The sequence below is a fragment of the Mycobacterium sp. E183 genome, from assembly GCF_001667735.1.
GTDB lineage: Bacteria > Actinomycetota > Actinomycetes > Mycobacteriales > Mycobacteriaceae > Mycobacterium.
The window spans coordinates 100,356-113,390 of the sequence record NZ_LZJN01000160.1 but is presented as its reverse complement, the minus strand read 5'-3'; the positions used below and the strand labels follow the sequence as shown (position 1 = coordinate 113,390).

Sequence of the window (13,035 nt, the reverse complement as noted above, 5' to 3'; positions counted from 1 at the left end):
ACGGGCGGCGGAACGTAGATGAAGGACCCACCGCTCCACACCGCGGTGTTCAACGCGGAGAACTTGTTGTCCCCGGCGCGGGGGGCGGCGCCGCGCTGGGCGGTGGGCTGGGTGCGGCCGCCGCCGGCACCGTCGGCTTGGCGGCATTGCCGGTGTCGGTGTCGCTCGAATGACACATGGCGACGAACCCGAGGATCACCGCGGCCACGGCGACCAGCGCGAGCCTGGCCGTACGGGGTTTGACCGTGGTAGCCATCGGCGCGCTCCGATCGTGATAGCGATGGGTTCGGCCAGGCATACCCGTTCGAAGCGAGATATCACCGGACCGTAACCGAGATCACTAAGGTCGCGAGCCCGCGAATTGGTGTCTTCCCGGGACCGCACGCCGGTTACTCCATAACGTTGGCCCACCCAATGTGCGCTTGTGTCACTCACCCGGGTGAATGATCGGTCGGGGTGATGACTATTCACCCCGACGCGCGTCAAGCTCACTGATGAGCGGACCGCCTAACGGGGTCTCGACGCAGAATCACAGGAGTGCCACGACGTGCCCATCGACTTTGACGCTCAGAGGGTAACGCCGATGCCCAACGGCTACGGCGGATGTCCGCCGACGTCACTCCACTGCGTCCGCGCGGCGAGGTTCGACCGCCAACCGATTGATGCCGCGAACACGAGTTCGCCGGTTCAGATTGGACGGAATGAGTGTCCGCGCGGCGCGGTCGATGGTGCACTTGCCAGCCCAATCGGCACCCCGCTGGTGGGTAACCCGGCAGTGGCTCCCCGTGGCATCGAACATCTTGATTTCGCCCCTCAATGTCAGATCGCATTCTTGGACAACGGATTTCGATGCAAACAACCGGCGGAGGCCTATATCGAATTCCACATGGTCGGTCACTGCAAGCGCTTTGACTGTGACGAGGCCGGCAATGCGTGCGGCTTCGTGTGCGCCGGCCATCTCGACGCGTTGGAATACACGGCCGAGTGCACGGTGCGCGAGTTACGGCCGGCGACGCCGGTGCGGTGGCTTTCCCGCCGCATCGCTCGATGCCCGACCTGCGACCGGTCGATCGTGTTCGTCTCCGACATTCTGCAGGTTGTGGTGATGCTCTAGAAACCCCGACACTGGAGCTGAACCCGAAAAGCTAAGTGCTGTCAGCACTATTCGTTGTGTAATCACAAATCATACGAAGGAGAATTTCATGAGGGCGATACGTCTGTACGCGGACGGACTACGACTAGAAGAGATTGCCCAACCCGAGCCCGGGCCGGACGAGGCGCTTGTGCGGGTCCATGCCGCGGCGATCACACGGGGTGAGTTGGCCTGGCCGACCGATCGGTTGCCGGCGATCCCCTCATATGAGCTGTGCGGTGTCGTCGAATCGACCGGCGAGGAGGTCATCGCGCTGACACCGTTCGACCACGACGGCGTCGCCGCCGAGTGGGCCGCGGTACCGAAATCCCTGCTCGCTCCGAAGCCATCCGCACTGAGCCGCGAGCAAGCCGCGGCGCTTCCGATGACTGGACTGACCGCGTTTCAGGCGCTGGTCGTCCACGGCAAGGTCACGGCCGGGCAGCGCGTGCTCATCACGGGCGTGCATGGCGGCGTCGGGCACATCGCCGCTCAACTCGCACGGCACCTCGGGGCGGTTCTGGTCGGCGAAGGAGAGGACTGCGACCTCCTGTTCGACACCACCGGCGGTGAGGCGCTTGCTCGTAGCGCAGAGCGCGCCGGGCGCATCGTGACGATCGCGGCCGAGACGCCGGGCGCGCAGTACTTCGTTGTGGAACCGAACGGAGCGCAGCTCGCGGCGCTTCCGGAGCTGCATCCGCAGATCGACACGGTCTTTGCGCTGAACCAATTCGAAGAGGCTTTTGCGCGCACCGAGCAGCGCGGGAAGAAGGGGAAGGTTGTGCTTCGCGTCGCCGAGGCATAGGCCAACCGCTCAACTCGGCGACCACTCAATGTCGGTACCACGCCGACCGCGATCGTCACCTTCTTTACCGGCGTTGCTTTCCTAGTGGGTCACTTTTTCCGGTATGAGTTTTCACGATCTGAAGGAGGCGACATTGGATGATCACCGTCACGTCGAATGGGACCCCCACACCCGACGCATCCTGACAGCCCGTCTCCAGTTGCGCCCATGGCAATTCGAAGACGACCGTGCCGCTTACGGGATATACGGAGCGCCGGAGGTTTCGCGTTGGCTGTGTCCGGCGCTGCCGTTGATCGCCGACCGCGCCCACATGCGGCATCTCTTGGGCGAATGGATCCGGCAGAGCGACGGATCCGGCCTGCCCGTGGGACGGTGGGCGATCACCGATAGGTACTCCGGCGACTTAGTCGGGGGAGTGGCACTGCTTCCTCTACCACCCGGCTGCACCGATCTCGAGATCGGCTGGCAAGTTGCGCCGGCTCTATGGGGGCACGGTTTCGGTGCGGAGGCCGGTCATGCGGTGGCGCATCAAGCATTCACAAATATCGGTGTCAGCGAGGTTTTCGCAGTCGTGCGGCCAGGCAATGATCGCGGAGTGGCTACGGCTCGACGAGTGGGCATGGAATGGGTCGGTGAAACCGACAAGTACTACAACCTGACCCTTGAGGTCTATCGACTAAACAAAGCGGACCTTGACCTGCCAGAGCCGGCGTGTGCACAGGCTCCGTAAGCGGCCTAGCCTGGATGTAACCTAAGCAGGAAGTTGGCCAAGCTTTTGTCGCGCCATCTGGAGGCTCACCCACTCACCACCCGGTAGAAGGTGGTCTGGGCCTCGCCGTCCTGAGCAAACTGTGACAACGCTTCCACGCTGAGCGCGAAATGATCGGTTTGAACGTGGAGGTCGACCCCGTGCTGGTTGCGGAACCGCTGATAAAGCGTGAAATGCCCGGGCCGATCGCGATCTTCGTGCAGCCTAAAGGTGCTAACGGCTCCTTCGGCCAGCGACGGAGGAATTAACCCAACGAACGCGCGTCGCAGGTCGTCTCCCTTGCCCGGCAAAGCCACGGCCTCGGTGATCAGCACTACTTCTTCATCTGGCCCGTACATGTTTGACGCTCCTTCACTGTCTTCTCAAGGGATTCGACATCACGGGATCAAGTAACTACCTCGCCGGCGCCATCATTCTTGTACCGCCACGGCGCAATTGATGGTGCGTCACCCGCAATCGAATTGACTGCCGGGGATATGGCGGCCTACTTGGTGAACGACATTCGCCATCGCTTTGCTCCGCATCTTGTCGTGAGCATCGCCAAGACTCTAGGCAAGCCTACCCCCTCGGTGATTGCGGCTGCGCTGAATTACCCACTGCGCGTTCATAACTCAGCAGCCTCGGCCGGCCTCTGAGCGTCCCCGCGGAGTCGATGTTGGCCTCGGGGATGCACAACTCACCCGGGTGAATCGACGCCGGGGTGATGACGGCTCACCCCGCGACGCAGCAGACTCGACGGCAGTTCGACTTTGACATCGGGGCGCCGGACGTCGACGCCAAGGCTACAAATCGCGTTGCCGGGCAAAGGCGATGGCCCAGCGGCGAGCCGTCGAGAACGATTAGCAGAAGGGTCTCACCATGCACTTCGATTCCAAGAAGGTCGTCGTCGTCGGGGGCAGCGCCGGTATGGGCCGGCAGGTCGCCGTTGACGTCATGCGCCACGGCGGTAGCGCGGTGATCATCGGACGGTCGAAAGACCGTGTGGATGACACGGTGACCGAACTGACGGGCGAAGGCGGCCAGGCGTGGGGGATCACCTCGGAGCTGACCGATCGTACCGCGGTCGCCGATGTTCAGCGCGCACTTTCCGAGAACCACAGCGATGCGACGCTGCTCGTCAACGCGGCCGGATTCTTCGTCCCCAAGCCGTTTCTCGAATATGACGCGCCGACCTATGACTCGTACATGGAGCTCAACTATGCCCTGTTCTTCCTGACGCAGACCGTTGTCGCGGGCATGATCGCCAAGGGGGAGGGCGGGTCCATCGTCAACATCGGCAGCATGTGGGCACACCAGGCGATCGGCCTGACTCCTTCGTCGGTTTACTCGATGCAAAAGGCCGGCCTGCATGCGCTCACCCACAACCTGGCCATCGAGCTCGCCGGCCACAACATTCGCGTCAACGCGGTGGCGCCAGCTGTGGTCAAGACCCCGCTCTACGAGGGCTTCATCCCGAAGGACGAGATCGACGCCACGCTTGCCACTTTCGCGCCGCTTCATCCGCTGGGACGAGTCGGGAACCCGGCCGACGTGGCCAACGCAGTGACGTATCTGCTGTCTGATGCGGCCAGCTGGGTCACCGGTGCGATTCTCAACGTCGACGGCGGCATCATGGCCGGGCGCAACTAAACAAGCCTGCCCGAACGAAGGAGACCAGATGTCACACCAATACCGCAAGAATCCTGCCGCGGTCGACGCGCTCAGCCCCCAGCAATACCACGTCACCCAGGAGAGCGGCACGGAGCCTCCGTTCACAGGCGAATACTGCGACAACCATGAACCAGGCATCTACGTCGACATTGTTTCTGGCGAACCGCTTTTCGCCTCGGTGGACAAATTCGACGGCGGAAGTGGCTGGCCCAGCTTCACCCGGCCGATCGACTCGGACAGCCTGGTTGAGAGGCGCGACCTTAGCCACTTCATGCAAAGGGTCGAGGTGCGCTCCGCCCATGCCGACAGTCATCTGGGGCACGTATTCACGGACGGCCCCCGAGAAGCGGGCGGCCTGCGCTACTGCATCAACTCGGCATCGCTGCGATTCATCCACCGCGATGACCTGGAAGCCCAGGGTTATGGACGATATCTGCGATTGTTCGCGAACGACGTATCGGAACAGGCCCAAAGCGTCGGCGAGCGACAATCATGACCGGGCACGACAAGATCGCTATTCTCGCGGGCGGGTGCTTTTGGGGCATGGAGGACCTCTTCCGCGCGCAGCCCGGCGTGGTGACCACCCGTGTCGGCTACACCGGTGGCAGCAACACACACCCCACCTACCGCAATCACCCCGGGCACGCCGAGGCAGTCGAAATCACCTACGACCCAGACCAGACCGATTATCGGGCGCTGTTGGAATTCTTTTTCCAGATCCACGACCCGACCACCAAGAACCGTCAGGGCAATGATGTCGGAACCAGTTACCGGTCGGCAATTTTCTATCTGGACGACGAGCAAAAGCGAATCGCAACGCGAACCATCGCCGACATCGAGGATTCCGGGAGGTGGCCCGGCAGAGTCGTCACCGAGGTGAACCCGGCCGGTGAGTTTTGGGAAGCCGAACCCGAACACCAGAACTACCTGCAGCGCTACCCATCGGGCTACACCTGCCACTACGTCCGCCCCGATTGGACGGTACCCAACCGCGGTGACGGGGCAAAGGCCGCGGCGGCTGGACGCGACAAGCCGGCTTAGCAACGACATGGGCTCGGTAACACAAGACAGGGCGACAGCCCCGCCGCATTGGCAGGTGCTGTTGAGCGCGTACGCGCCGCTGGTGCTTTCTGGCACAGCATGCGCCGTGGGGTGGGTTCTACCGCGGCCCAGCGATGGGCGAGCGGCGGCGACGGGATGACTCAGAACCCGAACCTGGCCGCGTTGTCGGCGGCGGGAGTGTCGGTTTGGCTGGACGACTTGTCCCGCGGTCTGCTGCAATCCGGCAAGCTGCGACAGCTTATCGACACGAGAAGCGTTGTCGGCGTGACCACTAACCCGTCCACCTTTGAGCATGCACTTGCAAACGGCCGCGCCTACGATGGCCAGATCGCCGAGCTGACGGCCCGCGGCACGGACATCGACACCGCGGTCCGCACGGCGATCACCGACGACGTCCGGGCGGCCTGCGATGTCCTGCGTCCACAATGGGAAGGTTCCGGCGGCGTCGACGGAAGAGTGTCCATCGAAGTCGACCCGTCGCTCGCGCACGACACCGATGCGACAGTCACGCAGGCGGTTGAGCTGGCCAAGATTGTCGACCGGCCCAACGTGCTAATCAAAATACCGGCCACCCCCGCCGGTCTGCCCGCAATCACCGCGGCGTTGGCCAAGGGTGTTTGTGTCAACGTGACGCTGATCTTTTCCGTCCAACGCTACCGGGCGGTCATGAACGCTTATCTGGCCGGCATCGAAACCGCCCGGCACGCGGGCACTGACCTATCCCAAATCCATTCGTTAGCATCATTATTCGTATCCCGGGTGGACACCGAAGTCGACAAGCGACTCGAGGCAATCGGGACCGATGAGGCGCTCGCGCTGCGGGGAGAGGCGGGCATCGCCAACGCCCGATTGGCCTACGCCGCCTATCAGCAGGTCTTCGAAGCCGAGCCGCGCTACGCGGCGTTGCGCGCCGCGGGTGCTCGCCTGCAACGACCACTGTGGGCCTCCACCGGAGTGAAAAACCCCGCCTACCCCGACACGATGTACGTCACCGGACTGGTGGCGCCCAACACCGTCAGCACGATTCCAGAGCCCACGCTGGAGGCGGTCGCCGATCACGGCGTCGTCGTCGGTGACATCGTGACCGGCAAGGCGGCGCAGGCCCAGGAGGTGTTCGACCGGCTGACCGCCCTCGGCATCGACCTGCACGATGTGTTCGCTCTCCTGGAACACGACGGGGTGTCCAAGTTCGCTGCGTCCTGGTCGCGGTCGGTTCAACGCTAACCACGCTTGCCGTGTGCTGAGCGCTTGTTGTGGTCATCGGGCCAGCTGATCTACCGGTCGAGCAGCATCAACTCGCTACCCGCGCCTCGTGATTAGTTGGCGAGCTGGATAGCAAATCGCGCAACTGTTTTCGGCCGCGATTGAGCCTGGAACTTACGGTTCCTGGTCCGGTGTCCGTCAGGACGGCGATCTCTTTATACGTGTATCCCGCAATGTCGGCGAAATACACCGCGATGCGAAACTGCTCAGGCAAGAGCATCATTGCAGCCTTGAGGTAGGGGTCTGGCAGCATCTCGAGCGCCTGGTCCTCGGCCGACCGTAGGAACCGATGGGTGCAGGGGGCATTGACCACGAGCTGTTGATCGGTGATCTCACCAGCCGGATGCTGGGCGGGACGGCGCTTTTGCCGCCGATAACTGCTGATATGAGTGTTGGTCATGATCTGCCGCAGCCATGCCTTGAGGTTCGTCCCGGGCTCGAATGACCCGAGACCGGCATACGCGTTGAGCAGCGTTTCTTGCACCAGATCCTCCGCATCCACTCGATTGGAGGTCATTCGAAGAGCGCGCCGATACAGCGGCTCAAGGAGCGGGGTGATGGCGCTTTCAAAGTGAGCGTTCAGCGCGCCGGCTGGCGCCTTCGTCGATTCAGCTCGTACGTAACCCACGTTATTCTCCCGCTACCGCGAAAAGTAGTGGCGTGCAGCGTGGCTCGCCCTCGCGAGCACCAGCCAAGCAGGCCGCGGGCGCGAGGCAAGGCCTGTCCTGCTCGACGGGCCGGCGTCTCACGGACTGCGCCAACCAAGTGCGTGAGCCGCTAGCTGCACGTGCGCCTGTCATCGCATCTAACCTCCACAGCACCTGCGCTTGCCAACTGGTGCCAGCATCGATCACCGCGGGGTGAGCCGTCATCACCCGCCGGGACATTTCATCCGGATGAGCGCCCGCGCCGCTGCCAGGTCAAGTTGGCCGCCAGATCACCCGGGTGATCGACCGAGGTGGACGACGACAGCTCACCCTTCTGCCCGCCATGATCACGACGTCGATGGCTGCGCAGCTGTGTGTTGTTGTCGAAACCTTTGCAGTTACGGAACGGAGACGGTGCCGGGTGGGGATTTCTGAATTCGATGATGTGCAGGCCCATCTGCTCGAGCCAGAAGAAAGCTTGGACTCAGAACAGACGGGCATCGACCTCGACGAAGGTTACTCGCCTCCGGAACGCCCCCGCGAACTGCGAGCGTGGGGACTGACCGCGAGGGAAGCGCGCACCCATGAGAGTCTCGCGCGCCGACTGGCCCGTGAGGTGCCCGACGTGACCGACCAGTGGGATGGCGACGGGATTGGTGATAGCACCGACAGCGACGGTGAGCCCATCGACGATCAGGTCGGCGATGTGCGCGCAGGCCGGCTTGTCGCCTTCGACGTCGATTCAACTGATCCGGGTGCGGATTACCTTGCCCACGACGTCGGCATCGACGGCGGCGCCGCCTCGGCGGAGGAAGCCGCCATGCATATCGTCGTCGACGAGGAGCGCGGGTGAGGTATGGCGTCTCCGATGACCTACCGTGCGGCCAGTGGGTGAAATCTGAGCCGTGGTAACCCGCATTGTGATCCTTGGCGGTGGCCCGGCCGGTTATGAGGCAGCGTTAGTAGCGGCGGCACGAGGTCCTGCCGTAACGCGCGTCACCGTTGTCGATTCCGACGGGGTCGGCGGTGCCGCGGTGTTGTGTGACTGCGTGCCGTCGAAGACCTTTATCGCCTCGACGGGGCTGCGCACCGAACTGCGGCGGGCGACCAGGCTGGGTTTTGACGCCCACGTCGACGACGCCAAGATTTGTTTGGCAGAAGTCCACCAGCGGATCAAGGCGCTCTCCGCTGAGCAATCGGTGGATATCACGGCCCAGCTGCTGGCTATGGACGTTGAGTTGATCGCCGGCCGCGGCGAATTGGTGGATGCGGCTCCCGGTCTGGCACACCACCGCGTCAAAGTCACCGCGCGTGACGGCAGTACGACGGTCCGCGATGCCGATGTCGTGTTGATCGCCACCGGCGCCAGCCCCCGGATCCTGCCGTCGGCACACCCCGACGGCGAGCGGATCTTGACCTGGCGCCAGCTTTATGACCTGGACTCGCTGCCCGACCACCTTATCGTGGTGGGTTGCGGGGTGACTGGTATCGAATTCGCCAATGCCTACACCGAGTTGGGTGTGGCGGTAACGCTGGTAGCGAGCCGCGACCGGGTTTTGCCGCACGAGGACGCCGACGCCGCACAGGTGCTCGAGGAATCTTTCGCCCAACGTGGCGTCGAAGTAATCAAGGGCGCCCGGGCAAAATCCGTGAGGCGCACCGACGGCGGGGTGCTCGTGACAATGGCCGACGGGCGAACGGTCGAAGGCACCCACGCGTTGATGACACTCGGGGCAGTCCCCAACACCGGCCGGCTAGGCCTGCAGCGTGTGGGCATCGGATCAGGGCCCGGCGACTACATTGCAGTCGATCGCGTATCGCGCACATCGGTCGCGGGCATCTACGCGGCGGGGGACTGCACCGGTCTTTTGCCGTTGGCCTCCGTTGCAGCCATGCAGGGCCGCATCGCGATGTATCACGCGCTCGGTGAGGCCGTGAATCCACTGCGATTGCGTACCGTTGCGGCGACGGTGTTCACCCACCCGGAGGTCGCGGCGGTCGGTGTCTCGCAGGCCGCGATCGACCAGGGGTCCATTCAGGCCCGCATCATTATGCTGCCGTTGAAAACCAATGCGCGGGCGAAAATGTCAGAGCTGCATCAGGGATTCGTCAAGCTATTTTGCCGACAGGACAGCGGCGTGATAATCGGCGGCGTGGTGGTCGCGCCGATCGCTTCCGAGTTGATACTACCGATCGCGATCGCTGTTCAAAACCGCATAACCGTCGATGATTTGGCGCAGACGCTTGCGGTATATCCGTCGCTGTCCGGTTCGATCACCGAGGTGGCCCGCCGGCTCGTAGCCCGCTCCGAGCTCGACTGATGCACGAATTCACCAGCTCGACGAGGTCCGCCGCTCGCACTCCCTCGAAGCACGCGTCACTCAGCCCGCACGAGCAGTCGATTCGGTGTAGCCGGATTGCGGATTGAGCATTATCACCCGGGTGAATCGGCCTGAGGAGTGATGACAGATCGTCGGCGTCGGGCGATGCTCGTGCTGGATATCTCCCAGCTGTCCACCGCGCCGCAGTCGCGTGGTCACCGAGGAGCACGACAACGTCGTGCGATCGATCGTCAACACCACGTCGCCACCCAGATGCCAAACAGGAGAAGAGATATGAAGCCGGTCTCGGCCCGCCGTCAACCGCAGAAGGCGCCACCGACCACCTCGGTTGTGATCGTCGGCAGCGGCTTCGCCGGTTTCGAGTGCGCGCGGCGACTGGCCCGACGGCTTGATAAGGCGCGCGCCTCGGATGTGAGGGTGACCATCGTTTCGGCGGTCGATTATCTGCAGTACACGCCGTTGCTGGCGGATGTGGCCGGTGGGCTGGTGGACCCCCGGTTTGTCTGTGTCCCGCTGGCCGGAACGCTGACGGGCGTGCGGGCGGTGCGTGGATTGGTCGATAGCGTTGACTTCGATCGGCGTCTACTGTCGTTCACCGATCCGGAGGGTCGGCGAGGGACGCTGTCGTGGGATCGGCTGGTCTTAACACCGGGCTCGGTGACCCGGCTTTTGGATACGCCGGGTTTGGCCAAATACGCGCACGGTCTGAAGTCGACGGCCGAGGCGCTGTATCTTCGTGATCGTGTGATCGAGCAGTTGGAACTGGCTCAGGTCGACGAAAACGAGGCACGCGCCGCAGCGCGCCGCGCGATTGTCGTTGTCGGTGCGTCGTATTCCGGTTCCGAATTGACGGCGCAGCTGCGCGCGCTCGCCGACGCAGCGGCGAAGCAAATGGGTTTCGATCGGGCCTCTGTGCGGTTTGTGCTGCTCGACTTGGCGGACCGAGTCATGCCCGAGCTGGGGCAGAAGCTCGGCGACGCGGCGATGCGTGTGCTGCGCTCTCGCGGGGTCGACGTGCGGCTGGGGACGACCATCAAGGAGGTCCACGCCGATCATGTTGTGCTCAGCGATGATTCACGCATCGACACTTACACCGTGGCGTGGGTGGCCGGCGTGACCCCGTCACCGCTGATCGCCACACTGGGCTTGGAGACGGAACGGGGCCGGCTGAAAGTGCAGGCCGACTTGCAGGTACCAGGTCATCCCGAGGTCTTTGCCGCGGGCGACGCCGCCGCGGTCCCGGACCTTACCCAGCCGGGCAAGATCGCCCCGCCCACCGCCCAGCATGCGAGTCGGCAAGGTAAGACGTTGGCCCGCAACGTCGCCGCCAGCCTCGGCTACGGTGTGCGGAAGGATTACCGCCACAGCGATCAGGGCATGGTGGTCGACTTGGGTCCACGCTACGCCGTCGCCAACCCACTGGGCATCCACCTATCGGGCTATGCCGCGAAGTTTGTCGCCCGCGCCTACCACCTTTATGCGCTTCCCCGGCTCGTCAACCGCTGGGCAGTCGCGCTGGCGTACCTCACCGATGTCTTCTTCCCCCGCACCGTGTTGTCGATGGGATTCGATCCGGGCACTGACGCCGAATACACGGCCGGCGCAGTCGTCCAGCTACCGAAGGCGGCCGGCGCGGAATGACATTCAGCAAGCAGCGTGGTGAACACCAATGACCATCGTCAACAAGGGCTTTCGCGGACGACGCGGCGAGTCGGTGCGTGAGCTCCCGCCCGGGCAGCATTTGACCGTGGACTTCCCCGTCCTGCAAGCAGGACCCACTCCGCGGATCGATCTTGATGACTGGCGATTCACCATTCGCGACGAGCGCGGCGCTGAACACTCGTGGACCTGGGCCCAGCTCAAACTCCTGCCCAGTGAGCGGCTCACCGTGGACATTCACTGCGTTACCACCTGGTCCAAGCTGGATACCGAGTGGGAAGGCGTCTCCCTGGACACGCTCTTCGAATCTATCGACACCACCGCCAGATTCGCACTGGTCGGTTCCTACGGCGGATACACCACCAATCTTCCGTTGGGCGACCTTCTCGGTGGAAAGGCTTGGATCGTCTATGTCTACCAGGGCGCACCGCTTAGCGCGGTGCACGGCGGGCCGGCACGACTGTTGGTGCCGCACCTGTACTTCTGGAAGTCCGCGAAGTGGGTGAGATCCATCGAGCTGCGCGACCGCGACATACCGGGATTCTGGGAGGGGTTGGGCTACCACAACTACGGCGACCCGTGGCAAGAACAACGCTACGCCGGGGATTGACGACGGTTGTGGATGGTCACCTGAGACCGAAGTTACGGTGGCGAGTCGCGCGTGTGGTGGACTCTGAGCCCGAGACGGAGTCTGCGCACACGATAGAGCTGACCGTGCCGGGCTGGGGCGGCCACTTGGCGGGGCAGCACATTGATCTCAAGCTGACCGCCGCAGACGGGTACACCGCGCAACGCAGCTATTCGCTGAGCAAACCACCCGACGGTGAGCGCATCGAGCTCACCGTGCAGCAGATTCCCGATGGGGAAGTCTCACCCTACCTCGTCGGGCTTGTCGCCGGAGACGAGGTCGAACTCCGAGGACCCATCGGCGGCTGGTTCGTCTGGCAGCCTGACGACGACGCCGCTCGGGTTCTGCTCATCGGCGGCGGATCGGGAATCGTGCCGTTGATGGCTATGCTTCGACAGCGGGTAGTGGCGGGCAGCGCCGACTTTCGGCTGGTCTATTCGGTGCGCAGTCCCGGCGACGTGTACTACGCCCAAGAGCTGAGCCGGCTCGAGCGCGAATGCGGCTGGCTGCAGGTTGGGCTGGTCTACACCCGCGTGGCCCCAGCGGAGGCGACTCGGCCGCCGGGGCGGGTCCGTATCGCCGACATGGCATCCGAGTGGGCGTCCATCGTCGGCACACGCGTATACGTCTGCGGTCCAACGGGATTCGTAGAATCGGTCACCGCGATGCTGATCGAGCGGGGGCATCAACCGTCAGCGATCCGGACCGAGCGGTTCGGGCCGAGCAGCCAATCCGGAAGCGAGGAGTGATGACCGAACCAACGCACGTCGACGGTAACGCGGCCGCGGGCGTCTTCGCAGAAGTACTGGGATTCGACGTCACCACCGCGACGTTGACTTGTGGGAAATGCGGTTGCGCCAGGGCCTTCGCCGAATGTCACGTCTATCAACGCGGACCCGGCATCGTGGTGCGTTGTCCATGCTGCGGAGACATCCTTGCCCGCCTGGTGCGAACGCCCACCGAAGTGTGGCTCGACTTCCGCGGTGCCCAGTCTTGGCGTGTCCCGATCCCGGCCCCCTGATGGGGTCCCTCGACGCACTCGCCCGCCGCGTGGGTACCGCCGACATCGTGGATGCGA

At 63.8% G+C, this 13,035-nt stretch carries 15 protein-coding genes and 1 pseudogene; 13 read left to right on the top strand and 3 right to left on the bottom strand.

Annotated features, from left to right (window positions below; genetic code table 11):
- Positions 1–92, bottom strand: a pseudogene (locus tag A5691_RS29175) (hypothetical protein); the annotation flags it as partial.
- A 491-nt stretch (positions 93–583) separates the two neighbouring features.
- On the opposite strand from A5691_RS29175, the gene A5691_RS28750 reads away from it, so the two are divergent.
- From A5691_RS28750 to A5691_RS27520, 3 genes are all read left to right on the top strand, one after another.
- Entirely contained in the window at positions 584–1,114 is a 531-nt protein-coding gene (locus A5691_RS28750) for a hypothetical protein (protein ID WP_231981002.1), read from the top strand.
- An 88-nt stretch (positions 1,115–1,202) separates the two neighbouring features.
- Complete coding sequence (locus A5691_RS19140) at positions 1,203–1,937, top strand: NADP-dependent oxidoreductase (RefSeq protein ID WP_082950414.1); 735 nt, start codon at positions 1,203–1,205, stop codon at positions 1,935–1,937.
- Between the two features lie 103 nt (positions 1,938–2,040).
- Positions 2,041–2,667, top strand: a complete 627-nt coding sequence (locus tag A5691_RS27520; protein ID WP_082950413.1) for a GNAT family N-acetyltransferase — start codon at positions 2,041–2,043, stop codon at positions 2,665–2,667.
- 65 nt (positions 2,668–2,732) lie between these two features.
- On the opposite strand, the gene A5691_RS19135 is transcribed toward A5691_RS27520, so the two are convergent.
- On the bottom strand, positions 2,733–3,044 hold the full coding sequence (locus A5691_RS19135) for a putative quinol monooxygenase (RefSeq protein WP_067275652.1): 312 nt from the start codon (positions 3,042–3,044) through the stop codon (positions 2,733–2,735).
- A 520-nt stretch (positions 3,045–3,564) separates the two neighbouring features.
- Here A5691_RS19135 and A5691_RS19130 point away from each other — a divergent pair.
- From A5691_RS19130 to tal, 4 genes are all read left to right on the top strand, one after another.
- Entirely contained in the window at positions 3,565–4,335 is a 771-nt protein-coding gene (locus tag A5691_RS19130; protein ID WP_067275649.1) for an SDR family NAD(P)-dependent oxidoreductase, read from the top strand.
- Positions 4,336–4,363: 28 nt separating this feature from the next.
- A complete protein-coding gene (gene msrB / locus A5691_RS19125) occupies positions 4,364–4,852 on the top strand; it encodes a peptide-methionine (R)-S-oxide reductase MsrB (RefSeq protein ID WP_068016974.1) in 489 nt (162 codons plus the stop codon).
- Positions 4,849–5,397 carry a peptide-methionine (S)-S-oxide reductase MsrA gene (gene msrA, locus A5691_RS19120; RefSeq protein WP_067275642.1) on the top strand — a complete coding sequence of 183 codons (549 nt, stop codon included), beginning with the start codon at positions 4,849–4,851 and terminating at the stop codon, positions 5,395–5,397. The genes msrB and msrA overlap by 4 nt, the downstream gene beginning before the upstream one ends.
- Positions 5,398–5,553: 156 nt before the next feature.
- The gene (tal, locus tag A5691_RS19115; protein WP_068016970.1) at positions 5,554–6,642 is read left to right on the top strand and encodes a transaldolase; all 1,089 of its coding nucleotides are present in this window, start codon (positions 5,554–5,556) and stop codon (positions 6,640–6,642) included.
- Positions 6,643–6,709: 67 nt separating this feature from the next.
- Here the strand turns inward: tal and A5691_RS19110 are convergent, their stop codons facing one another.
- Entirely contained in the window at positions 6,710–7,309 is a 600-nt protein-coding gene (locus A5691_RS19110) for a sigma-70 family RNA polymerase sigma factor (protein ID WP_082950412.1), read from the bottom strand.
- 446 nt (positions 7,310–7,755) lie between these two features.
- Here A5691_RS19110 and A5691_RS19105 point away from each other — a divergent pair, with 446 nt between their 5' ends.
- The 6 genes from A5691_RS19105 (at position 7,756) to A5691_RS27515 (ending at position 12,978) form a co-directional block, all read left to right on the top strand.
- Positions 7,756–8,181: a DUF5709 domain-containing protein gene (locus A5691_RS19105; protein WP_369827093.1), complete on the top strand. Its 426-nt coding sequence runs from the start codon at positions 7,756–7,758 to the stop codon at positions 8,179–8,181.
- A 52-nt stretch (positions 8,182–8,233) separates the two neighbouring features.
- Positions 8,234–9,649, top strand: coding sequence for an NAD(P)H-quinone dehydrogenase (locus A5691_RS19100; RefSeq protein ID WP_068016966.1), 1,416 nt, complete (start codon positions 8,234–8,236; stop codon positions 9,647–9,649).
- 294 nt (positions 9,650–9,943) lie between these two features.
- Entirely contained in the window at positions 9,944–11,311 is a 1,368-nt protein-coding gene (locus A5691_RS19095) for an NAD(P)/FAD-dependent oxidoreductase (RefSeq protein WP_067275626.1), read from the top strand.
- A gap of 28 nt (positions 11,312–11,339) precedes the next feature.
- Positions 11,340–11,939: a sulfite oxidase-like oxidoreductase gene (locus A5691_RS19090; protein ID WP_067275623.1), complete on the top strand. Its 600-nt coding sequence runs from the start codon at positions 11,340–11,342 to the stop codon at positions 11,937–11,939.
- Between the two features lie 53 nt (positions 11,940–11,992).
- Entirely contained in the window at positions 11,993–12,706 is a 714-nt protein-coding gene (locus A5691_RS19085) for a ferredoxin reductase (RefSeq protein ID WP_369827092.1), read from the top strand.
- Positions 12,706–12,978 carry a DUF6510 family protein gene (locus A5691_RS27515; RefSeq protein ID WP_197694417.1) on the top strand — a complete coding sequence of 91 codons (273 nt, stop codon included), beginning with the start codon at positions 12,706–12,708 and terminating at the stop codon, positions 12,976–12,978. The genes A5691_RS19085 and A5691_RS27515 overlap by 1 nt, the downstream gene beginning before the upstream one ends.
- The last annotated feature ends 57 nt before the right edge of the window (positions 12,979–13,035 follow it).